Origin of the sequence: Thioclava sp. F1Mire-8 (assembly GCF_002213165.1) — a bacterium.
Classification (GTDB): Bacteria; Pseudomonadota; Alphaproteobacteria; order Rhodobacterales; family Rhodobacteraceae; genus Thioclava; species Thioclava nitratireducens.
Genome location: NZ_NBNY01000002.1, coordinates 172,130 through 192,756, shown reverse-complemented (window position 1 = coordinate 192,756; position 20,627 = coordinate 172,130). Strand labels below are relative to the sequence as shown.

The 20,627-nt window shown below is 64.0% G+C and carries 21 protein-coding genes; 10 read left to right on the top strand and 11 right to left on the bottom strand.

Annotated features, from left to right (window positions below):
- Nucleotides 1-8: 8 nt before the first annotated feature.
- The 3 genes from B6V75_RS09435 to B6V75_RS09425 are packed head-to-tail and all read right to left on the bottom strand — an operon-like array spanning nt 9 to nt 2,937.
- Nucleotides 9-1,226 (bottom strand): phosphopentomutase, encoded by a 1,218-nt coding sequence (locus B6V75_RS09435; protein ID WP_088719531.1) that lies wholly within the window; start codon nt 1,224-1,226, stop codon nt 9-11.
- Nucleotides 1,223-2,545, bottom strand: coding sequence for a thymidine phosphorylase (locus B6V75_RS09430; protein WP_088719530.1), 1,323 nt, complete (start codon nt 2,543-2,545; stop codon nt 1,223-1,225). The genes B6V75_RS09435 and B6V75_RS09430 overlap by 4 nt, the downstream gene beginning before the upstream one ends.
- Entirely contained in the window at nt 2,545-2,937 is a 393-nt protein-coding gene (locus tag B6V75_RS09425) for a cytidine deaminase (protein WP_075773944.1), read from the bottom strand. Before B6V75_RS09425 ends, B6V75_RS09430 begins: the two co-directional genes overlap by 1 nt.
- 242 nt (nt 2,938-3,179) lie before the next feature.
- On the opposite strand from B6V75_RS09425, the gene B6V75_RS09420 reads away from it, so the two are divergent.
- The 4 genes from B6V75_RS09420 (at nt 3,180) to B6V75_RS09405 (ending at nt 10,707) form a co-directional block, all read left to right on the top strand.
- A complete protein-coding gene (locus B6V75_RS09420) occupies nt 3,180-5,456 on the top strand; it encodes an NADP-dependent malic enzyme (RefSeq protein WP_075773943.1) in 2,277 nt (758 codons plus the stop codon).
- Between the two features lie 206 nt (nt 5,457-5,662).
- Nucleotides 5,663-7,555, top strand: coding sequence for a propionyl-CoA synthetase (locus tag B6V75_RS09415; protein ID WP_088719529.1), 1,893 nt, complete (start codon nt 5,663-5,665; stop codon nt 7,553-7,555).
- Nucleotides 7,556-7,886: 331 nt separating this feature from the next.
- Nucleotides 7,887-9,260: an ATP-binding protein gene (locus B6V75_RS09410; RefSeq protein WP_168174463.1), complete on the top strand. Its 1,374-nt coding sequence runs from the start codon at nt 7,887-7,889 to the stop codon at nt 9,258-9,260.
- On the top strand, nt 9,247-10,707 hold the full coding sequence (locus tag B6V75_RS09405) for a sigma-54 dependent transcriptional regulator (RefSeq protein WP_088719527.1): 1,461 nt from the start codon (nt 9,247-9,249) through the stop codon (nt 10,705-10,707). The genes B6V75_RS09410 and B6V75_RS09405 overlap by 14 nt, the downstream gene beginning before the upstream one ends.
- A 3-nt stretch (nt 10,708-10,710) precedes the next feature.
- On the opposite strand, the gene B6V75_RS09400 is transcribed toward B6V75_RS09405, so the two are convergent.
- Complete coding sequence (locus B6V75_RS09400; protein WP_199224616.1) at nt 10,711-11,475, bottom strand: NAD kinase; 765 nt, start codon at nt 11,473-11,475, stop codon at nt 10,711-10,713.
- 157 nt (nt 11,476-11,632) lie between these two features.
- Between B6V75_RS09400 and glyA the strand changes: the two genes are divergently transcribed.
- Nucleotides 11,633-12,925: a serine hydroxymethyltransferase gene (gene glyA, locus B6V75_RS09395; RefSeq protein WP_088719526.1), complete on the top strand. Its 1,293-nt coding sequence runs from the start codon at nt 11,633-11,635 to the stop codon at nt 12,923-12,925.
- Nucleotides 12,926-12,996: 71 nt separating this feature from the next.
- Here glyA and B6V75_RS09390 read toward each other — a convergent pair whose 3' ends face one another.
- Nucleotides 12,997-13,368 (bottom strand): hypothetical protein, encoded by a 372-nt coding sequence (locus B6V75_RS09390; protein WP_075773939.1) that lies wholly within the window; start codon nt 13,366-13,368, stop codon nt 12,997-12,999.
- A gap of 144 nt (nt 13,369-13,512) precedes the next feature.
- On the opposite strand from B6V75_RS09390, the gene B6V75_RS09385 reads away from it, so the two are divergent.
- Nucleotides 13,513-14,301: an alpha/beta fold hydrolase gene (locus B6V75_RS09385; RefSeq protein WP_075773938.1), complete on the top strand. Its 789-nt coding sequence runs from the start codon at nt 13,513-13,515 to the stop codon at nt 14,299-14,301.
- Between the two features lie 19 nt (nt 14,302-14,320).
- Here B6V75_RS09385 and B6V75_RS09380 read toward each other — a convergent pair whose 3' ends face one another.
- From B6V75_RS09380 to B6V75_RS09370, 3 genes are all read right to left on the bottom strand, one after another.
- On the bottom strand, nt 14,321-14,812 hold the full coding sequence (locus B6V75_RS09380) for a cytochrome b/b6 domain-containing protein (protein ID WP_088719525.1): 492 nt from the start codon (nt 14,810-14,812) through the stop codon (nt 14,321-14,323).
- 123 nt (nt 14,813-14,935) lie between these two features.
- Complete coding sequence (locus tag B6V75_RS09375; RefSeq protein ID WP_088719524.1) at nt 14,936-15,118, bottom strand: hypothetical protein; 183 nt, start codon at nt 15,116-15,118, stop codon at nt 14,936-14,938.
- Between the two features lie 111 nt (nt 15,119-15,229).
- Nucleotides 15,230-15,547 (bottom strand): hypothetical protein, encoded by a 318-nt coding sequence (locus B6V75_RS09370; RefSeq protein ID WP_088719523.1) that lies wholly within the window; start codon nt 15,545-15,547, stop codon nt 15,230-15,232.
- Between the two features lie 361 nt (nt 15,548-15,908).
- Between B6V75_RS09370 and B6V75_RS18455 the strand changes: the two genes are divergently transcribed.
- Nucleotides 15,909-16,046, top strand: coding sequence for an entericidin A/B family lipoprotein (locus B6V75_RS18455; protein ID WP_109171601.1), 138 nt, complete (start codon nt 15,909-15,911; stop codon nt 16,044-16,046).
- A gap of 98 nt (nt 16,047-16,144) precedes the next feature.
- Here B6V75_RS18455 and B6V75_RS09365 read toward each other — a convergent pair whose 3' ends face one another.
- Both B6V75_RS09365 and lepA read right to left on the bottom strand, forming a co-directional pair.
- The gene (locus B6V75_RS09365) at nt 16,145-16,624 is read right to left on the bottom strand and encodes a pyridoxamine 5'-phosphate oxidase family protein (protein ID WP_075773934.1); all 480 of its coding nucleotides are present in this window, start codon (nt 16,622-16,624) and stop codon (nt 16,145-16,147) included.
- A 143-nt stretch (nt 16,625-16,767) separates the two neighbouring features.
- Nucleotides 16,768-18,567 (bottom strand): translation elongation factor 4, encoded by a 1,800-nt coding sequence (lepA, locus tag B6V75_RS09360; RefSeq protein ID WP_075773933.1) that lies wholly within the window; start codon nt 18,565-18,567, stop codon nt 16,768-16,770.
- A gap of 119 nt (nt 18,568-18,686) precedes the next feature.
- On the opposite strand from lepA, the gene B6V75_RS09355 reads away from it, so the two are divergent.
- Complete coding sequence (locus B6V75_RS09355; protein ID WP_088719522.1) at nt 18,687-18,878, top strand: heavy metal-associated domain-containing protein; 192 nt, start codon at nt 18,687-18,689, stop codon at nt 18,876-18,878.
- 204 nt (nt 18,879-19,082) lie between these two features.
- Entirely contained in the window at nt 19,083-19,391 is a 309-nt protein-coding gene (locus B6V75_RS09350; RefSeq protein ID WP_075773931.1) for a hypothetical protein, read from the top strand.
- 23 nt (nt 19,392-19,414) lie between these two features.
- Here B6V75_RS09350 and B6V75_RS09345 read toward each other — a convergent pair whose 3' ends face one another.
- Nucleotides 19,415-19,885 (bottom strand): low molecular weight protein-tyrosine-phosphatase, encoded by a 471-nt coding sequence (locus B6V75_RS09345; protein ID WP_088719521.1) that lies wholly within the window; start codon nt 19,883-19,885, stop codon nt 19,415-19,417.
- 28 nt (nt 19,886-19,913) lie between these two features.
- Between B6V75_RS09345 and B6V75_RS09340 the strand changes: the two genes are divergently transcribed.
- Nucleotides 19,914-20,603, top strand: coding sequence for an NAD-dependent deacylase (locus B6V75_RS09340; protein ID WP_088719520.1), 690 nt, complete (start codon nt 19,914-19,916; stop codon nt 20,601-20,603).
- Nucleotides 20,604-20,627 lie beyond the last annotated feature (24 nt).

Below are 20,627 nucleotides of genomic sequence, written 5' to 3'. Positions count from 1 at the left end.
CTTGTCCCTCACAGAAAGCTTTTGCCCGGCCCTTGCGCCGGAATGTTCAGATGCGTGGCGAGCGAGGCCGCTAGGTCGACATAGCCCACATTCCCCACGCTGCGCGACCCGATACCCGGGCCCGCGCCCAGAACAGGCACGCGTTCGCGGGTGTGATCGGTGCCGCGCCAACTTGGATCATTGCCGTGATCGGCGGTGAAGATCGCCAGATCGCCCGGTTGCAGGCGGTCGAGAAATTGCTCCGCCACCGTGTCGAACCATTCCAGCGCGCGGGCATAACCCGAGATGTCGCGGCGATGGCCGTAGAGGCTGTCGAACTCGACGAAATTGGCGAAGGTGATCGAGCCCTCCTCAGCCTCACCCGTCAGCCGGATCAGGTGATCGGCCAGATCGGCATCGCCCTTGCCCTTGTGCAGATGGGTGATACCGCGATGCGAGAAGATATCCCCGATCTTGCCGATCGCATGTGTCACGCGGCCCGCGTCATAGGCCCAGTCCAGCAGCGTCGGAGACGGTGCCGGGATCGCGTAATCGCGGCGGTTCGGCGTGCGGGCGAACTCGCCATTATCGCCGATGAACGGCCGCGCAATCACACGCCCCACCTTCATCGCATGCAGCGTCGGCGCGAGCCCCTCGCAGAGCTTCAGAAGGCGGTCGAGGCCGAAATGCTCTTCATGGGCTGCAATCTGGAACACGCTATCGGCAGAGGTGTAACAGATCGGCCAGCCGGTGCGGATATGCTCGTCGCCCAGTTCCTCGATGATGTTCGTGCCCGAGGCGTGGCAATTGCCGAGGATGCCGTCGGTCCCAGCGATCTCGCAGGCTTTCGCGACGAGATCCGGCGGGAAGCTGTTAACCTTGTCCGGGAAGTAATGCCATTCCCACGGCACCGGCACACCTGCCAGTTCCCAATGGCCCGAGGGCGTGTCCTTGCCGGGAGAGACCTCGGTGGCCGCGCCCCAGAGCCCGACAGGTTCAGCCATCAGCCCCGGCGCATCCTCGCCCGAGGCGAGCTTCACCGCAGCGCCCAGCCCCAGACCGGCCAAAGTCGGCATCTTCAGCGGCCCCGAGCGGCCCTCCTCTGCCCGTCCTTCGGCGCAGGCCTGCGCGATATGGCCCACGGTATTCGCGCCCGTATCCGGCGCGCCGTCGTTGAAGAAACGATCCGCATCGGGCGCGCCGCCGATCCCGACGCTGTCCATGACGATCAGAAAGGCGCGGCTCATTGCACATCCTCCGGGCCGATACGTTCGTGGATCAGGGGCGGCTCTTCGGGGGCCTCGTCGCTCAGCTCGATCGCAGCCAGAAGGGCCGCTTCGGCGGCATCGGCGTCGCGATCATTCGCGGCATGGATCGTCACCAGCGGTTCGCCCGATGTCACGTCGTCGCCCAGCGAGACGATCTCCCACAGCCCGACCGAGGGATTGATCCTGTCGGTGCCGACCAGACGCCCGCCGCCCAGATGCACCACCGCTTCGCCCACCGCGCGGGTGTCGATGCGGCTGACGAAGCCTGCGCGCGGGGCCTCCACGGCGCGGATCACCGGGGCGGAGGGCAGTCGGTCGGGGAAACGTTCGACGAAATCGCTCGGGCCACCCAACGCGGCGACCATCTTGCCGAACACCTCGACCGCGCGCCCGTTGCTGAGCACCTCGTCGATCCGCGCCGTGCCGTCGACCGCGTCCTTGGCCAACCCCGCGAGAACCAACGCCTCGCCGCCCAGAGCCGCGGTCACGTCCCAAAGCGCCTCGTTCACACCGGTGCCGGTCAGCGTCTCCATCACCTCGATCACTTCCAGCGCATTGCCCGCCGAATGACCCAGCGGCTGGTCCATGTCGGTGATCAGCGCCGTGGTCTTGCAGCCCGCACCGTTCGCGGTGGCGACGAGGCTCTGCGCAAGCGCCTTCGCATCCTCGGGTCGCGCCATGAACGCGCCCGAGCCGACCTTGACGTCGAGGATCAGCCCTTCGAGCCCGGCGGCCAGCTTCTTCGACAGGATGGAGGCGGTTATCAGGTCGATGCTCTCGACCGTGCCCGAGATGTCTCGGATCCCGTAGAGGCGCTTGTCGGCCGGGGCGATCTCGCCCGTGGCGCCGACGATCGCGCAACCGACTTCGCCCACCACCTTGCGCAAAGCGCCGATGCCGGGCGTCGCATCATAGCCGGGGATCGCTTCCATCTTGTCGAGCGTGCCGCCGGTATGGCCCAAGCCCCGTCCCGAGATCATCGGAACGTAGCAGCCACAGGCCGCCAGCGCGGGTGCAAGCAGCAGCGAGACGGAATCCCCTACCCCGCCGGTCGAGTGTTTGTCGATGACCGGGCCGGGCATATCCCAGCGCAGCACCTCGCCGGAATCGCGCATCGCCTGCGTCAGCGCCACACGACCGTCGGTGCCGATACCTTTCAGCAGGACGGCCATCGCGAAGGCCCCCGCCTGCGCATCGGAGACCGAGCCGTCGGCCAGACCGCGCGCGAACCATTGGGCTTGATCTGCGCTCAAGCTTTTGCCGTCGCGCACCGATTGGATAATGCCGCGGGCATCCATCAGGTGTTTTCCATATGGCTCATATCGAAGCGACCGGGCAGCAGATCGCCCACCGTCGTATCGAGTCGCTCGCCCTCGGTCGTGGCCAGCGTCACCGGCGTGTCGTGACGCGCGAATTCCGCCAGCTTCTGACGGCAGCCGCCACAGGGCGGGACCGGCGTCGGGCTGTCGGCAATCACGGCGACCTCGGTGATCTCGGTCTCGCCCGCGGCCACCATCGCGGCAATCGCACCGGCCTCGGCACAGGTGCCTTCCGGATAGGCCACGTTCTCGACATTCACGCCGCTATAGATGGTGCCGGACGCCCCGCGCACCGCCGCACCGACCTTGAATTTCGAATAGGGCGCATAGGCGTTTTCGCGCACCTGACGGGCAGAATCGAGCAGCGACATCGGCGGTCTCCGGTCCGTGGCCGGAGCGTAAAATTTGTCCAGCCGGTTGAGTTCTCCCGATCCTGCGCCGCACCTGCTCCGGATGCAAGCGCTCACCTCGCGCCACCCGTCCACCTCGCGCGGAGTTCATGCCGCAACGTAATTCGCAGGGGTTGCAATCACTCCCTTCGTGCTATCTAGAACCACGGGAGAATCGCGCGCGAAAAATTAGTTTAGCGCTAAACCAGTTCGGGGAGGATCTCATGGAAGAGGCGCGTCAGGACACCCTGCGTCAGTCGGCACTGGAATATCACGCCAAGCCGAAACCCGGAAAACTGGAAATTCGTGCGACGAAGCCGCTCGCGAACGGCCGCGATCTGGCCCGCGCCTATTCGCCCGGCGTGGCCGAGGCGAGCCTCGCCATCAAGGAAGATCCCGACACCGCGCATGACTACACCGCGCGGGGCAACCTGGTGGCTGTCGTCACCAACGGCTCGGCGGTGCTGGGCCTGGGCAACATCGGCCCGCTCGCCGCGAAACCGGTGATGGAAGGCAAAGCGGTTCTGTTCAAGAAATTCGCCAATATCGACGCGTTCGACATCGAGGTGAACCAGAACGACCCCGAGAAGCTGGCCGAGATCGTCTGCGCGCTCGAGCCCTCTTTCGGCGCGATCAACCTTGAAGACATCAAGGCGCCCGACTGCTTCATCGTGGAGAAAATCTGCCGCGAGAAGATGAACATCCCGGTCTTCCACGACGACCAGCATGGCACCGCGATCGTTGTGGGGGCAGCCGCGACCAACGCGCTGCGCATCGCGAAGAAGAACTTCGAGGACATCAAGATCGTCTCGACCGGCGGCGGGGCGGCGGGCATCGCCTGTCTCAACATGCTGCTGAAGCTGGGCGTGAAGCGCGAGAACGTCTGGCTCTGCGATATCGAAGGGCTGGTCTACAAGGGCCGCGAAGCCGACATGACGCCGCAGAAGGCCGAATTCGCACAGGACAGCGATCTGCGCACGCTCGACGAGGTGATCGAAGGCGCGGACATGTTCCTCGGCCTTTCCGGTCCCGGCGTGCTGAAGCCCGAAATGGTGCAGAAGATGGCCAAGCAGCCGATCATCTTCGCGCTGGCGAACCCGAACCCGGAAATCCTGCCCGATCTCGCCCGCGAGGTCGCCCCCGACGCGCTCATCGCGACCGGGCGCAGCGATTTCCCGAACCAGGTCAACAACGTGCTGTGCTTCCCGTTCATCTTCCGGGGCGCGCTGGATGTGGGCGCGACGACGATCAACGACGAGATGCAGATCGCCTGCGTCGAAGGGATTGCCAAACTCGCGCGGCAGACCACCTCCGCCGAAGCCGCCGCCGCTTATCGCGGAGAGAAACTCACCTTCGGCGTGGACTACCTGATCCCCAAGCCGTTCGACCCCCGGCTGATCGGCATCGTCGCCTCCGCTGTGGCGAGAGCCGCGATGGAGACCGGCGTGGCGACCCGCCCGCTGGAAGATCTCGATGCCTACAAGGTCCAGCTCGACAGTTCGGTATTCAAATCGGCCCTGCTGATGCGTCCTGTCTTCGACGCCGCTGCGACTGTGAGCCGCCGTATCGTTTTCGCCGAGGGCGAGGACGAGCGAGTGCTGCGCGCCGCCAACGCGATGATCGAGGAAACCACCGACACGCCGATCCTGATCGGTCGTCCCGACGTGATCGAGATGCGCTGCGAACGGGCCGGCCTGCCGCTCGATCTCGGCGCGGTCGAGATCGTGAACCCGGAGAACGACCCGCGTTACCGCGACTATTGGGGCACCTATCACGAGCTGATGGCCCGCCGCGGTGTCACGCCCGACCTCGCGCGTGCGATCATGCGCACCAACTCCACCGCGATTGCCGGCGTTATGGTCCATCGCGAGGAAGCGGATTCGCTGATCTGCGGCACATTCGGGCAGTATCTGTGGCACCTGAAATATGTGCGCGAAATCCTTGCCCGCGACGGGCTCCATCCCCAGGGCGCGCTGAGCCTGATGATCCTGGAGGACGGCCCGCTTTTCGTGGCCGACACCCACGTCCATCACGCGCCGACGCCGGAGCAGATCATGGAAACGGTCTGCGGCGCGGCGCGGCACGTCTCGCGCTTCGGGCTGAAGCCGAAGATCGCGCTGTGTTCGCATAGCCAGTTCGGCAATCTCGACAGCGACTCGGGCGAGCGGATGCGCGCCGCGATGAATCTGCTGATCCAGCGCGAGGTGAATTTCGACTTCGAAGGCGAAATGCATGTCGACGCGGCGCTCGACCCCGACACCCGCGCCCGCCTGATGCCGAATTCGCGCTTCGAGGGGGCGGCCAACGTGCTGGTCTTCGCCAATACCGATGCGGCGTCGGGCGTGCGCAACATCCTCAAGATGAAAGCGGGCGGTCTGGAAGTCGGGCCGATCCTGATGGGGATGGGCAACAAGGCGCATATCGTCACGCCCTCGATCACCTCGCGCGGCCTGCTGAACATGTCCGCCATCGCAGGCACGCCGGTGGCGCATTACAGCTGAGTCGCACTCGCCAGCGAAATTTGCAAACCCCCACGAGGGTGCAAATAACCTGAAAACTCGCCCGCAGTTTGCAAAAGTTTGCGGGCGATTTGTCGCGGTTTCTGCAAATTTTTTGGCAGGGCAACCGATTGTGCGCGGTAACATTCTTGCGTCAGCCGTTTCCGCTCCGTAACACATCTCCAAATTCCTGAGGAGGAGATGTTCGCATGGGCTACAAAGAGGTCTATTCCGCCTGGCAGGCCGATCCCGAGAAATTCTGGATGGACGCCGCCGAGAAGATCGACTGGGACGAGAAGCCCTCGAAGGCCCTGTTTGACGGGAACGCGCCGCTCTACGAGTGGTTCTCGGACGGGATGGTCAATACCTGCTGGAACGCGGTCGACCGCCATGTCGAGGAAGGACGTGGCGATCAGATCGCGATCATGCATGAAAGCCCGATCACCCACTCGACCAAGGGCATCACCTACAAGGAATTGCAGACCCGCGTTGCCTCGCTGGCGGGCGCGCTGAAGATGCGCGGCGTCGAGAAGGGCGATCGCGTCATCATCTACATGCCGATGATCCCCGAGGCGCTGGAGGCGATGCTCGCCTGCGCCCGGATCGGCGCGGTCCATTCGGTCGTGTTCGGCGGTTTCGCGGCGCATGAACTCGCGGTGCGGATCGACGACTGCACCCCCAAGGCGATCATCGCGGCCAGCTGCGGTCTCGAGCCGGGCCGCACGGTGCATTACAAGCCGCTTCTCGACGAGGCGATCGAGCAGGCCGAGCACAAGCCGGAATTCTGCGTCATCTTCCAGCGCGAACAGGAAGTGGCGAAGCTGATCGAGGGGCGCGACTTCTCGTGGCACGGTTTCCAATATGGCGTGAAGCCCGCAGACTGCGTGCCGGTCGAAGGCAACCACCCGGCCTATATCCTCTACACCTCGGGCACGACCGGACAGCCGAAGGGCGTCGTGCGCCATACCGGCGGCCATCTCGTCGCGCTGCAATGGTCGATGAAGAACATCTACAATATCGAGGCGGGCGACCGTTTCTGGGCGGCGTCCGATGTCGGCTGGGTCGTGGGTCACTCCTACATCTGCTACGGCCCGCTGATCGCAGGCGCCACCACGGTGGTGTTCGAAGGCAAGCCGATCGGCACGCCGCATCCGGGCGTATTCTGGCGGATTATTCAGAACAACCGCATCAAGAGCTTCTTCACCGCCCCCACGGCGCTGCGTGCGATCAAACGCGAAGACCCGAATGGCGAATGGATCAAGCGCTATGCGCTGCACGACCTGCAGGCACTCTACCTCGCAGGCGAACGGGCCGATCCCGCGACCGTCGAATGGGCGCAGAAACATCTTGGCGTACCGGTGGTCGATCACTGGTGGCAGACCGAGACCGGCTGGGCCATCGCCGCAAACCCGATCGGGATCGAGGAACTGCCGACCAAGGTGGGCAGCCCCTCGGTGCCGATGCCGGGCTATGACATTCAGGTACTCGACGAGGGCGGCCACCCGGTCGAGGCGGGCCAGCTCGGCGCCATCGCGATCAAGCTGCCGCTGCCTCCGGGCACGCTGCCGACGCTGTGGAATGCCGAGGCACGCTTCAAGAAGGCGTATCTCGAACAGTTCCCCGGCTATTACGAGACGGGCGACGCGGGCTATGTCGACGAAGATGGCTATCTCTACATCATGGCGCGCACCGATGACGTGATCAACGTCGCCGGTCACCGCCTCTCGACCGGCGCGATGGAGGAGGTTCTCGCAGGGCATCCCGACGTCGCCGAATGCGCCGTGATCGGCGTGGCGGACGAGCTTAAGGGGCAGACGCCGCTGGGCTTCCTGTGCCTCAGTTCTGGCTGCAACCGCCCGCATGAAGAGATCGTCAAGGAATGCGTGAGCCGCGTGCGCGAACAGATAGGTCCGGTCGCGGCCTTCAAGCTCGCCACTGTGGTGGATCGGCTGCCAAAGACCCGCTCTGGCAAGATCCTTCGCGCGACGATGGTGAAGATCGCGGACGGGCAGGAGTGGAAAATGCCTGCCACCATCGACGATCCGGCGATCCTCGACGAGATAACCGAGGCGCTCAAGGGGCTCGGTTATCCCCGAAAGTAAGGCAAGCTTATAATAAGCGTCGCTGATTGTGAGAGACGCGAATAGGCACCACTTTAGAAGTTTACGCGAAAGTTAAGAAGCCGCATCCACAATGGGTGCGGCTTTACGTTATTGTTTATGCTATCAAAGATTGATTTGAGAACCGCACCCCGGAATCATCCATCGAGGGGTTATTTTGATGAACCGAGAGCTACCAGACCCCGCTGACCAAGCCCCTCTCGCGACATCGCGATGCGATCGGGGGCCTTTATGGCAGCACGATCTGCGCGCCGCGCTTGCCGATGTGATGTGCGGATTGGACGCGGCGCTCGCCGATCCCGGCGGGCGAGGCATGCATGGGCAACTCCAACGCGCACGCGAAGCGGCGAACGATCTCGCTCAGCTGATCGATCTGGACGACGCGGTGGCGGGTGCGCCCGTGGTCCAGAGCGATGACGCAGCCGATCGGGGCACCCCCTCCGAGACACCGCCCTTGGTCATCGCCGATGCGCTTGAACGTGTGCGCCGTCGCTGGACCAGCGCAGCCTCCGTTCGCGGCATGGCGCTCGCAGTTCATACGTCCCCCGATATTCCGCCGGTGCTGGCGATCGACCGCGTGCCGCTCACCCGCATCTTCGCCAACCTGATGCGCAACGCACTGTGCTATGCGCAGCGTGGCACGATCCATCTGTCGCTTGACTTCGACCAAGCCGAGGGGCTTTTGCTGACCGTGCGGGACGAGGGGGATGGCTTTCCCGCCGAACGCCTCAGCGATCCGGCATGCGCGGGGCAACGCAGCGAGACCGCGACGCTCCGCAGTCCAGAAGGGCAAGGCCTGGGGCTCGCGATCTGCCACGCGCTGGTGGCGGAGGCCGGCGGCCGGATCGAACTCGCCAACGCACCGGAAGGCGGCGCCGAAATTCGCGTGTCGCTTCCCGCCCGTCCCGTCGATATCGGCTCCACGATGCCAGACGCTCCGCTGCCCGATCTCAGCGGATGGAACGTGCTCGTCGCGGACGACAGCGAGACGAGCCGCGCCTTGCTCGAACAGTTCCTGAGCGCGTTGGGCGCGCAAGTGACAGGGTTGAGCAACGGCGGCACCGCCGCTGCCCAGTTATTGACCGAACGGTTCGATCTCGCGGTGCTGGACATCGAGATGCCGGGTCTCCGCGGCACCGAGGTGATTGCGGCTATTCGCCGCTCCGGGCTGCCTTGGGCGGACCTTCCGATCATTCAGTGTAGCGGCCATCGCGGAGCTCAGATGGGTGGGGCCGATGCCTGCCTCCTCAAGCCGATGCTGGGTCTGCAGCCGATCCTGCGCGCTCTGGAAGACGCCGGCTGCACGACGACGGTGCCGCGGGTGACCACACCGCCGCGCGGTCTGCTCGCGCACCTGCGCCTGACCGAGAAGGCGCTGCCGGAAGGGCTCGGGCGCGAGTTGATCGCCGATCTCGAGACGGTACGTCACGGACTCTCGCTCGCGTTGCCCCCTTTCGACCTCTGCGCCCTGCAATTACTTAGTCATAAGCTCAGTGCCGTGGCTGGAGCCGCCGGTGACACACCCCTGTCGCGGCAAGCACGGGCGCTTGACAGCGCTACCCGTCACGGGACTTATGAAGATATTCAAACCCTTGGCCGTGTCGCCCTCATTTTCATCGACCGGCTGATCGCCACCACTCGAAATAATTTGAACACGAAGACTGATTTACAGCATGAGACCCAGTGACTCCGATACGAAGACCCCGGACAGCGAGACGCACGGGGGGACGGACGACCAGCCTTACGCGTCAGGCCGACGCGCGCGGGACGGCGAAGACGCAGAAGCCGATCATTTCCTTCTGATCGAAGATGTCGGATCGCTGCGCGCGATCTACGACGCTTATCTGCGCAATGCCGGCTTCGTCACCCATCTCGCGGCAAGCGCCGAGGAAGGGATGCGCATCTTCCGCGAGAACCCGATCCGCATGGTTCTGCTCGATCTGATGCTGCCCGACCGCGATGGCGATGAGTTGATCGCGGAGATGCTGGCCCTGCGCCCCTACACGGCGATTATCGCGGTCACCGCCGACCGGTCGATCGATCGCGCGGTGCGAGCGATGCAGGAGGGCGCGATCGACTTTCTCGTCAAACCGATCGACGAACCGCGCTTCCGAAGCGCCATCGAGAGCGCGCGCAGCCTGTCGCTGCGAGCGGATGCCAACGATGCGAACGCGGTCGAAGGGACGGTCGGGGAGTTCATCGGCAGCGCGCCGAAGATGCGCGCGCTCTATGCCCGGACGCGCGCCGCCGCCCGCTCGACCGCGCCGGTCTATATCTGGGGCGAGAGCGGCACCGGCAAGGAACTCTGCGCCCATGCGGTTCACAGCACGAGCCCCCGCGCCGACGGCCCCTTCGTCGCGCTTGATTGCGGCGCCCTGCCCGCGGAACGGATCGACAGCGAGCTGTTCGGTCACAGCCGCGGCGCCTTCCCCGGCGCCTTGGAAGACAAACCCGGTGCGCTCCATGACGCAGATGGTGGCACTCTGTTGCTCGACAATATCGGCGAGCTCGCCCCCACCGCGCAGATCAAGCTGCTGCGGTTTTTGCAAAGCGGCCAGATCAAACCGCTCGGTGCCAGCCAGGCGATTGACGTCAACGTGCGTATCGTCTGCGCCGCCACCAGTTCGCCGACGGCACTGCTGCAAAGCGGCGCGATCCGCGAAGACCTCTATTACCGGCTGGTGGTGCTCGCGATTGAGATGCCGCCGCTGAGGATGCACCGGCAGGATATCGGCCCTCTGGCGCGGATGGCGCTGGAGCGGTTCGCCTCCGAGGAAGATCGCTGCTTCAGCGAGATCGAGCCCGAAGCGATCGCCCGTCTTGAAGACCGCCCCTGGCCCGGCAACGTGCGCGAACTCATGAACGTGATCCGCGCGACGATCGTCATGCATGAGGGGCCGGTGCTGCGCGCCCATATGCTTCCGGAGTTCGACCCGGCGATGGCCGCCGCCGCCGCGCCCGCCGCGCAAGCCGCCGATCCCTTCGCGAACCGCACCCTGGCAGAGATCGAGCGCGCCGCGATCGAAGCCGCGATAGACCGCCATGACGGATCTATCCCGCGGGCAGCGCTGGAACTGGGGGTCGCGCCCTCTACGATCTATCGAAAGCGCGATGCGTGGCTGTCGAAGGACTGAGCGTCAGGCGAATTGCTCGCGCATCAATCGCTCTTCGAGACCGTGGCCGGGATCGAAGAGGATGCAATGCTCGATCTCCGGCTCGGAGCGCACCTCGACCCATTTGACCGGCTTGACCGATCGGCTGTCCGCATCGGCCATGACCGGTCGCTTGTCGGATTCCAGAATGTCGAAGCGCACGAGCGCGGAGGATGGCAGGATCGCGCCCTGCCAGCGACGTGGCCGGAAGCTCGCGATGCCGGTCAGCGCCAGCACGTCGGAGCCGATCGGCAGGATCGGCCCGTGGGCGGAGAAGTTGTAGGCGGTCGATCCGGCCGGGGTGGAGACGATCGCGCCGTCGCAGACCAGTTCTTCCATCCGCACCTTGCCGTTGATCGAGATCTTCAGCTTCGCGGCCTGCGGACCGGCGCGCAGCAGCGAGACCTCGTTGATGGCGAGCGCCTCATGCAGCATCCCGTCTTCGGTCTCGGCTTTCATCGACAGCGGATTGATCACCGCCTGCTCCGCCGCCTCCAGCCGCTCTGGCAGATCGTCGGCGACATAGTCGTTCATCAGGAAGCCGACCGAGCCGCGGTTCATCCCGTAGACCGGCAACCCCGTGCCCTCGTGGAGGCATTGCAGCATGAACCCGTCACCGCCAAGTGCCACGATCACATCGGCCGCATAGCGCGGCACCTGCCCGTAACGCGCCACCAGATCCTCGAGCGCCTTCTGCGCCGTCTCGGCATGGGAGGCTGCGAAATGGATATGGGTAAATTGCTTCGCCACCGCGCCGTCCTCCTGCTTGTCCAAGGTGTTGCAAGGGCTTGGACGAAAGACAAGCGTCAATCCGGCGCGGAAATGACCGATTTGGTCGTTTGTCTGCTTTCAGCCCTGCGAAATCTGCGCTAAACGGTCGGCGACCGGATCTTTGCGAGGAATGGCCATGAAAGACCAACGCGATGCGGGCTTCTTCACCGAAAGCCTCTCCAGCCGTGACCCCGAACTGTTCAAGTCGATCACCGATGAACTCGGTCGCCAGCGCGACGAGATCGAACTGATCGCCTCGGAAAACATCGTCTCGAAGGCGGTGATGGAGGCGCAGGGTTCGGTGATGACGAACAAATACGCCGAGGGGTACCCGGGCAAGCGCTACTACGGCGGTTGTCAATATGTCGACGTCGCGGAGAACCTCGCGATCGACCGCGCCAAGCAGCTCTTCGGCTGCGAATTCGCGAACGTCCAGCCGAACTCGGGCAGCCAGGCGAACCAGGGCGTGTTCACCGCGCTTCTGAAACCCGGCGACACCATCCTCGGCATGAGCCTCGATGCGGGCGGCCACCTGACCCACGGCGCCAAGCCGAACCAGTCGGGCAAGTGGTTCAACGCGATCCAGTACGGCGTGCGCAAGCAAGACAGCCTGCTGGACTACGAGCAGGTCCGTGAACTCGCGCTGGAGCACAAGCCGAAGCTTATCATCGCCGGTGGCTCGGCCATCCCGCGCCAGATCGACTTCGCCAAGTTCCGCGAAATCGCGGACGAGGTCGGCGCCTACCTGATGGTCGACATGGCCCACTTCGCGGGCCTCGTGGCGGGCGGTCAGCACCCCTCGCCCTTCCCCTATGCCGATGTCGCGACCACCACGACGCACAAGACGTTGCGCGGTCCGCGTGGCGGCATGATCCTCACCAACAACGAGGAGATTGCGAAGAAGGTGAACTCTGCGATCTTCCCGGGCATTCAGGGCGGTCCGCTGATGCATGTCATCGCCGGCAAGGCCGTGGCCTTCGGCGAAGCGCTGCGCCCCGAGTTCAAGAACTACGCAGCCCAGGTCGTGAAGAACGCTCAGGCGCTGGCCGACGAGCTGATGAAGGGTGGCCTCGACATCGTCACCGGCGGCACCGACACCCACGTGATGCTGGTCGACCTGCGCCCGAAAGGCGTGAAGGGCAACGCGACCGAGAAGGCTCTGGGCCGCGCGCACATCACCTGCAACAAGAACGGCATCCCGTTCGACCCGGAAAAGCCGATGGTCACCTCGGGCATCCGTCTGGGCACCCCGGCGGGCACGACCCGTGGCTTCGGCGAAGAAGAGTTCCGCGAGATCGCACGCCTGATCGTCGAAGTGGTCGACGGGCTCGCAGCGAATGGCGAAGAAGGCAATTGCGAGGTCGAAGCGGCCGTGAAGGCCAAGGTCTCGACCCTGCTGAGCGGCTTCCCGATCTACCCCGAACTCTGATCCGGATCCGAGATCACGACGAAGGCCCCCGCGTTCCGGGGGCCTTTTTCATGTGGGAGATTGCGGGCGGATCAGATCGCCCCGGTCCAGACCATCGCCGCCAGCAAGGTGCCGCCCACGATCACCACGATCACCGCGATCGACGTGGCGAGGCCAAGCGCCGCAGAGCGCAACCGCTCTGCCGCGCCCAGCGGTTCGAGATAATCGCGGCAGGTCGCGAAGGCCGCCTCCACCCGGCGGGCATCCAGTTGTCGGGCGATCTTGGGGGCCTGCATCTTTCGCTCGGCATCGATCAGCACCAGCGCCGCCTTGCGCACCTTGCGCGGCAGCGCCCGGGCCCGCGAGGCGACCCGCGCCTCGAGCGTCGGCCCCTTAGCGCCCAGCCGCTGCGCCAGAAGCCGCGAGACCTGCCGCACCATCTCGTTTATCTTCTCCGGTCCCATGCGACCCTCTCCCCTACGCGGCGTTCGGCACGACCGCACCGGACGCTAGCCGCCGCGCGAGATCAGCGCAACAGCGCGCATGGCCGCAGTTTTTTTTCGCATCCGCTCTGGAAGCGCCTGGAAGAGCGATCTAGCTTAGGCCCCATGTTGAACACGACCCTCTACTCCTCCGACAGCAATCCCGGCGCGCGGCCCCTGATCATCGCGCCCGGCCTTTTCGGATCGGCCCGGAACTGGACCGCGATCGCCAAACGGCTGAGCGCGGACCGGCCCGTGATCGCGCTCGACATGCGCAATCACGGCGACAGCTTCTGGGACGACGATCACAGCTATGAGGCGATGGCGGGGGATATCGCCGAGGTGATCGAGGCGAATGGTGGGGTCGCGGACGTTCTGGGCCATTCGATGGGCGGCAAGGCGGCGATGACGCTCGCCCTGACGCGGCCGGAACGTGTCGAGCATCTCATCGTCGCGGATATCGCGCCCGAGAACTACGACCACGGCGACAACCACACTGCGCTGATCGAAGCGATGCAGGAGATGGATATCAGCGATCTGACCTCGCGTTCCACCGCGGACGAGCGGCTGGGCGAGCAGGTCTTCGATCCGGGCACCCGCGCCTTTCTGCTACAATCGCTGGTGCTTCGCGACGGCCCGCCGCGCTGGAAGTTCAACCTTGCGGCGCTGAAGGCGAATATGGACGGCATTCTCGGCTGGCCCGAGACACTCGAGGGCAAACAGTTCGACGGACCGACGCTGTTCCTGTCCGGCGCGGACTCGCATTATGTCCAGCCGGAGATGCATGAGCGTATCCGCGGCTTCTTCCCGCAGGCTCGCTTCGAGGAAGTCGATAACGCGGGCCACTGGCTACACGCCGAGAAACCCCGCGAATTCGAAGCCGACGTGGCGCGTTTCCTCAACTCCGCGAGCTGAGGAAACCGCGTCCCTTCGTTCAGGCGCCCGGCTTCATCATCCGGCGGAGCAGATGATCGCGCTTGACGTATTGGTGGTAGAGCGCGGCCGCCACATGCAGACCGGCGAGCCACAGGAGGGCCGTCGTCAGAATCGAGTGCGTCTCGGCCGCCCATCCCAGCTGCCCGTAATAGGCCACGAGCCCCGCAATCGGGATCAGGAAGAGCAGCACGTAAAGGAGCCAGTGGATTGCCGCTGCGCCGAACCGCAGAATGGCAGGATCGTTCTCCGGCGGCTCGGGCGTTCCATGGCCTGCGCGCAGCGCCAAGCGCCAGATCGCAAGTACGAGCACAGTAATGCCGATGACGATGTGACCATAGGTCAGAAACCCGGCATCGGCCGATCCGTTCTTCATCAGGTCATGGAAAGTGTGGCCCATCTCGTCATTGAACAGGTACTGGACGATGAGCAGCAGGACGACGGCCCAGTGAAGCCATATCTGCGTTTTCGAATAACCGGGGGCGTAGGACATGTTACCTCTTCAAAATTGGCGAAACGGCTCTGCGCTTCGCCAGACTAGCGCGAGGAAGGCGCAGAGGTTCCGCCCCGTCACGAAGTTGGGATTCCCCCGCGACGACGGCTCGCGCGAATGCGATCAGGCGTTTTCGCGGATCGCCTTGGCGACGAACCACGCGATCGGAAGGGCCACGAGGAAGCCGAGTACTGCCGAAACGATGATCGCGTTGGTCGTGACCATATTCATCGTCAATACGGCGATAATGAGGATGCCCGCAAGGGTCGGTCCGGCGAGGGCGTAGATGATACCGAAGAGGCGCATATCTGATCTCCAGTGAGAACACATTTCGGACGTCATATTGGCCACGATCACGGCGATGTTACCTTGATCCGCATCAAATCCGCCTTCTCGACGCTGCGGCAGGGCGTCGCATCAGCAATCGAGCTGGAAGCGCGCTTCGCCCGTATCGCCGGGCAGCGAGGGCGACCGATAGAGCCCGCCCGCCGAACCCGTGACCTTGCAGCCAGATACCTGTTCCGCCGCGCGGATCAACAGGGGCGGCACGCGGCCCCTCTCTGCCCTGCGCAGATAGCCCATTCGCACGACCTCCGCCCGGTCCCCCTTGAGGAAGACGACGAAATCGATGCCGTCGAGCCTCACCTTGTGCCGCGACGCACCGAGGAACTGCGGCGCCGGGGAAGCGCAGCTCGTGAGGAGGCAAAGAGCGAGGAAAAACGAGGCTCTAGACATGGAAAGGCTCCGGGGAGGGACAACCCGGAGCCTTTCAGAGCTTGATTAACAATAAGTTAACCAGCTCGGGCGGAGTGTGCGGCCCCCGCGAGGGACATAGCAGGGGCCGCAAGACCGTTCTGACAGGGATCATGCCTGGCGGGGCGGCCAGAACGGGTCATTCCTTTTGTTACGCCGCTCGGACCGGAGTCCGGCGAAAATTCGGTCCGGGAGGGCGACGACGAATAGGCGCAGAGGCGTCTTTCTTCGGGCTCTCCCTTATGTGTTCGAGGGCAAAACGCCGCTTCTTGCCTACAGTTCCACGGAACCGTAAATTTTTTCGTACGTTGGCCGACAATGGCTTAATAGGAGAGCGTAAGAGATGACGAAATCGGTTCAAATGGCAGCAATGACCGTGATTCTTCTGGGCCTCGCGGCCTGCAACACGGTGCAAGGCGCGGGTCAGGATCTGTCCGTCGCGGGCAGCACGATTGCGGGTGAAGCCCGTCAGGCGCGCTAAGCACGACCGAAGCTTGCCAAAAACATCAAAGGCCCCGGAAATTTCCGGGGCCTTTGCATTTCGAACTTCGGATCGATGCCGTCAGAGATGCGTCCGGCTCAGTATTTCACATGGGCGACGCGATCTTTCATCGACTCGCCCGGGTCCGACGACAGAAGGATTTTCGCGCCCGCCACCAAGGCATTGCCGCTGTCCCAGATCTCGGCCGCATCCGCATCGAAGCGCAACAGCACCAGCTTCGGGTCGTCCTTGCCGTCATACCAGGCGCTGACAAAGGGGTTCCACAGACGCTCGACGATCTCCGGGTCGGTGTTCTCCGTCAGACTGCCGGTGACGGTCGCGAAGACATCATGCCCCTTGTCGACGAAGGTGAACATCGCACCGGCGCCGGGGGCCAGCCCGTCCATCAATTCCGTGTCGCGCGCGGTGAAGAACCAGACGGGGCCGGGTTTTTCCTCGACGATCGCCGTCATCGGACGCGGCGCCGCCGTATCGACGCCGGCCCGCGCCAACATCACTGTGCGATCCGAGTCGAGGGCGTCCCAGAAGTCTTTCTCGATCTTGGCTTGGTCGGTCATGTCGTTTCCTCCTGAAATAGGTCTGGGAGGAGAACGTGAGCCCGCCTTCCCATGTTCCTCAGAAAGGCCGCCGCCCTGCGCCGCCAGAAACGAAAAGGCCCGGCGCAATCGCCGGGCCTTCAATCAGGAAATTTCGAAGAGGATCACTCGTCCATCTTCAGCGCCGCGATGAACGCGCTTTGCGGGATCTCGACCTTCCCGAACTGGCGCATCTTCTTCTTACCGGCCTTCTGCTTCTCCAGAAGCTTCTTCTTCCGGCTCGCGTCGCCGCCATAGCATTTCGCGGTCACGTCCTTGCGCATCGCCGACAGGGTTTCGCGCGCGATCACGCGGCCACCGATGGCGGCCTGGATCGGGATCTTGAACATGTGGCGCGGGATCAGGTCCTTGAGCTTTTCGCACATCGCGCGGCCGCGGGCCTCGGCACGGTCGCGGTGGACCATGATCGAGAGCGCGTCGACCGGCTCGTCATTCACCAGAATCGACATCTTCACGAGGTAGTCCTCGCGATATTCGGTGATCTGGTAATCGAAGCTGGCGTACCCCTTCGTGACCGACTTCAGCCGGTCGTAGAAGTCGAACACGACCTCGGCCAGCGGCAGGTCATAGACCACCATCGCGCGGCCACCGACATAGGTCAGGTCCTGCTGGATACCGCGGCGGTCCTGACAGAGCTTGAGCACATCGCCCAGATATTCGTCCGGCACGAGGATCGTCGCCTTGATGCGCGGCTCCTCGATATGGTCGACATAGGTCAGGTCGGGCATGTCGGCGGGGTTGTGAAGCTCGATCACCTCCCCGTCCTTCATGTGAACCTTGAACACCACCGAGGGCGCGGTGGTGATCAGGTCGAGATCGTATTCCCGCTCCAGACGGTCGCGCACCACTTCAAGGTGCAACAGCCCGAGGAAGCCGCAGCGGAAGCCGAAGCCGAGCGCTGCCGAGGTTTCCATCTCCGCCGAGAAGCTCGCATCGTTCAGCTGCAGTTTCTCGATCGCGTCGCGCAGCGCCTCGAAATCGTTCGCATCGACCGGGAAGAGGCCGCAGAACACGACCGGGATCGAGGGTTTGAAGCCCGGCAGCGCGTTGGCGCAGGGCTTCTTTTCATGGGTGATCGTGTCGCCGACCTTGGTGTCGCGCACCTGCTTGATCGAGGCGGTGAAGACACCGATTTCGCCGGGGCCCAGCTCGTCGATATTCACCATCGCGGGTTTCAGAACGGCGAGACGGTCGAGCTTGTAGGTCGCCCCCGTCTTCATCATCTTGATCTGGTCGCCCTTCTTGATCACGCCATCCATGACGCGGATGAGAACCACGACGCCCAGATAGGGGTCATACCACGAATCCACGAGCATCGCTTTCAGCGGCGCGTCACGGTCGCCCTGCGGGGCGGGCAGACGATGGACGATAGCTTCCAGAACATCCGGGATGCCCAGGCCGGTCTTCGCGGAAATCTCGACCGCCTCGGAGGCGTCGATCCCGATCACATCCTCGATCTGCTCCTTCACGCGCTCCGGCTCTGCCGCCGGAAGGTCGATCTTGTTCAGGACCGGGACGATCTCGTGATCCGCGTCGATCGCCTGATAGACGTTGGCCAGCGTCTGCGCCTCGACGCCCTGCGAGGCGTCGACAACCAGCAGCGATCCCTCGACCGCCTGCATCGAGCGCGAAACTTCATAGGCGAAGTCGACGTGGCCGGGGGTGTCGATCAGGTTCAGCACATAGGTTTTGCCATCCTTGGCGGGATAGTCGATCCGCACCGAGTTGGCCTTGATCGTGATGCCTCGCTCACGCTCGATATCCATCGCGTCGAGGAGCTGGTCCTTCATATCGCGTTCGGCCACGGTACCGGTCAGCTGGATCAGCCGGTCGGCAAGCGTGGATTTACCGTGGTCGATATGCGCCACGATGGAGAAATTGCGGATGCGATCAAGATCAGTCATGGGCGCGCGTATACAGGGGAAAAAGCGGGCCGGGAAGAGGGATTGAACGCCATCTGCCATTGACCTCGGCCCGGTCGCGTCCGACATATCCCTGAGACACGAAACACGGGAGACGCAAGATGATCTATTCCGTTCCGAACATGACCTGCGGGCATTGCAAAGCCTCGGTCGAAGCCGCGATCGAAGAGGTGGGCGGCAAGGCCGATGTCTATCTGGAAGATCGCGAGATCGAGGTGGAAGGGCTGCCCGAATCCACCGTGATCAGCGCGTTGAAAGGCGCGGGCTACGAGGCCACCCCGGTCGAAGAATGATCTGGAGGGGCGTCGCGGTCCAGATGTAGTAGGCCCAGCGCCGCGCAACGCGACGGTTAGAAATCGGGTTCCCTGCCCTGCCCGGGACAAGCGAAATCCTGCCTGTTTTATTGCCTGCTTTTTGAAATTTGTTTAGAATCGCGGACAAATGAGCAGGCAGGATCGGCAAATACATGCCGGCCGCAACGACAAAAGGGGCAGTAGATGACTTTCAAGACGACACTCGGACTCTGCGCATTCTCGGGCGCCGTGGCGCTCGCTTCGATGGCCTCGGCCGGGCCCATCGACAACGCCTGCCTGAAGGCGGGGCGCGCCAGCAATCCCGGCACCTGTGGGTGCATCCAGCAAGTCGCCGACATGACGCTGAGCCACCGCGACCAGCGCCGCGCCGCCAGCTTCTTCCACGATCCCGACCGCGCGCAGGAAGTGCGGATGTCGGATCGCAAGTCGGATTCGGACTTCTGGGACCGCTACAAGAACTTCGCCTCCACCGCGGAAGGCTTCTGCAAGTAAGCGGTCAGTCTGCGGCGCGCGGTCTACTGCCCGCGCCGCTTTTCTTCCTCATCGGCCAGCAAATCGGCGATCAGCTGATCCGCACCCGCCTCGATCATGTCGAGGGCTCCCTCGAAATTGCGGGTAAAATAAGGATCGGGCACATCGCGCGGTCCTTCCGGCCCGTCGATGAACATCTGCACCTGCGCGCGCATCTCGCGCGGCGCCCCGTCCAGCGCATCGCGCAGGTTATTTTCATCCATCGCCAGGATCACATCGAACGCGTCGTAATCGGCGAGCTCGATTTTCCGTGCGCGCAGAGCGCGCATGTCATAGCCGCGCGCCTCCGCCGCCGCGATCATCGGTTCGTAGGGCGGTTCTCCCAGATGCCAGCTACCGGTGCCGGCGCTGTCGAACTCGATATCGAGGCCGGCCGCGGCGGCCTTGTGACGGGTCACCGCTTCGGCGGCGGGCGAGCGGCAGATATTGCCAAGGCAGAGAAAGAGGATACGCATAGGAGGAGTGATAACGGAGGGCAGCGCGATGACCAAGGTCGTGATTCTGACTGGCGCCGGTATTTCCGCCGAAAGTGGTCTCAAGACGTTTCGGGCGAGTGACGGCCTTTGGGAAGAGCATCGCATCATGGACGTGGCGACGCCTGAGGGTTTTGCGCGCGACCCCGAATTGGTGCATCGCTTCTACAATGCGCGCCGGGCGGCGGCGCGCGCGGCACAGCCAAATCCTGCCCATGTCGCGTTGGCGGAACTCGAGGCCGATCCGGGCCACGAGGTTCTGGTGGTGACGCAGAATGTCGATGACCTGCACGAGCGCGCTGGCTCTCGGAACGTGATCCACATGCACGGCACGCTGTTTGGAGCCTTGTGCCACGCATGCGGCCATCGCTGGCCCGCGCCGGAAGCGATGAAGCCGCGTGACACCTGCCCCGAGTGCGGGCGAAAAGCCACGCGGCCCGACATCGTCTGGTTCAACGAGATGCCCTACCAGATGGACCGGATAATCCGCGAGCTGGAAGCCGCGGACCTCTTCGTCTCGATCGGCACCAGCGGCAACGTCTATCCGGCGGCAGGCTTCGTACAGGATGCCGCGATGGCCGGTGTCGAGACGCTGGAGCTGAACCTCGACCGCTCGGCGGGCAGCGAGATGTTCGACATCTCGCGCCAGGGACCGGCGAGCGTGCTCGTCCCGCAATGGGTGCGCGAGCGGCTGGGATAGAGCGGCGGGGCGGCTAACCGCCCT

Excerpts from the sequence above, each read along its gene's own strand:
- B6V75_RS09435 (WP_088719531.1), bottom strand. The coding sequence starts at position 1,226 with ATGAGCCGCGCCTTTCTGATCGTCATGGACAGCGTCGGGATCGGCGGC.
- B6V75_RS09415 (WP_088719529.1), top strand. The coding sequence starts at position 5,663 with ATGGGCTACAAAGAGGTCTATTCCGCCTGGCAGGCCGATCCCGAGAAA.
- B6V75_RS09340 (WP_088719520.1), top strand. The coding sequence starts at position 19,914 with ATGACCAAGGTCGTGATTCTGACTGGCGCCGGTATTTCCGCCGAAAGT.
- B6V75_RS09420 (WP_075773943.1), top strand. The coding sequence starts at position 3,180 with ATGGAAGAGGCGCGTCAGGACACCCTGCGTCAGTCGGCACTGGAATAT.
- B6V75_RS09430 (WP_088719530.1), bottom strand. The coding sequence starts at position 2,545 with ATGGATGCCCGCGGCATTATCCAATCGGTGCGCGACGGCAAAAGCTTG.
- B6V75_RS09405 (WP_088719527.1), top strand. The coding sequence starts at position 9,247 with ATGAGACCCAGTGACTCCGATACGAAGACCCCGGACAGCGAGACGCAC.
- B6V75_RS09345 (WP_088719521.1), bottom strand. The coding sequence starts at position 19,885 with ATGCGTATCCTCTTTCTCTGCCTTGGCAATATCTGCCGCTCGCCCGCC.
- B6V75_RS18455 (WP_109171601.1), top strand. The coding sequence starts at position 15,909 with ATGACGAAATCGGTTCAAATGGCAGCAATGACCGTGATTCTTCTGGGC.
- B6V75_RS09350 (WP_075773931.1), top strand. The coding sequence starts at position 19,083 with ATGACTTTCAAGACGACACTCGGACTCTGCGCATTCTCGGGCGCCGTG.
- B6V75_RS09390 (WP_075773939.1), bottom strand. The coding sequence starts at position 13,368 with ATGGGACCGGAGAAGATAAACGAGATGGTGCGGCAGGTCTCGCGGCTT.
- B6V75_RS09375 (WP_088719524.1), bottom strand. The coding sequence starts at position 15,118 with ATGCGCCTCTTCGGTATCATCTACGCCCTCGCCGGACCGACCCTTGCG.
- lepA (WP_075773933.1), bottom strand. The coding sequence starts at position 18,567 with ATGACTGATCTTGATCGCATCCGCAATTTCTCCATCGTGGCGCATATC.
- B6V75_RS09425 (WP_075773944.1), bottom strand. The coding sequence starts at position 2,937 with ATGTCGCTGCTCGATTCTGCCCGTCAGGTGCGCGAAAACGCCTATGCG.
- B6V75_RS09380 (WP_088719525.1), bottom strand. The coding sequence starts at position 14,812 with ATGTCCTACGCCCCCGGTTATTCGAAAACGCAGATATGGCTTCACTGG.
- B6V75_RS09365 (WP_075773934.1), bottom strand. The coding sequence starts at position 16,624 with ATGACCGACCAAGCCAAGATCGAGAAAGACTTCTGGGACGCCCTCGAC.
- B6V75_RS09370 (WP_088719523.1), bottom strand. The coding sequence starts at position 15,547 with ATGTCTAGAGCCTCGTTTTTCCTCGCTCTTTGCCTCCTCACGAGCTGC.
- B6V75_RS09355 (WP_088719522.1), top strand. The coding sequence starts at position 18,687 with ATGATCTATTCCGTTCCGAACATGACCTGCGGGCATTGCAAAGCCTCG.
- B6V75_RS09410 (WP_168174463.1), top strand. The coding sequence starts at position 7,887 with ATGCATGGGCAACTCCAACGCGCACGCGAAGCGGCGAACGATCTCGCT.
- glyA (WP_088719526.1), top strand. The coding sequence starts at position 11,633 with ATGAAAGACCAACGCGATGCGGGCTTCTTCACCGAAAGCCTCTCCAGC.
- B6V75_RS09385 (WP_075773938.1), top strand. The coding sequence starts at position 13,513 with ATGTTGAACACGACCCTCTACTCCTCCGACAGCAATCCCGGCGCGCGG.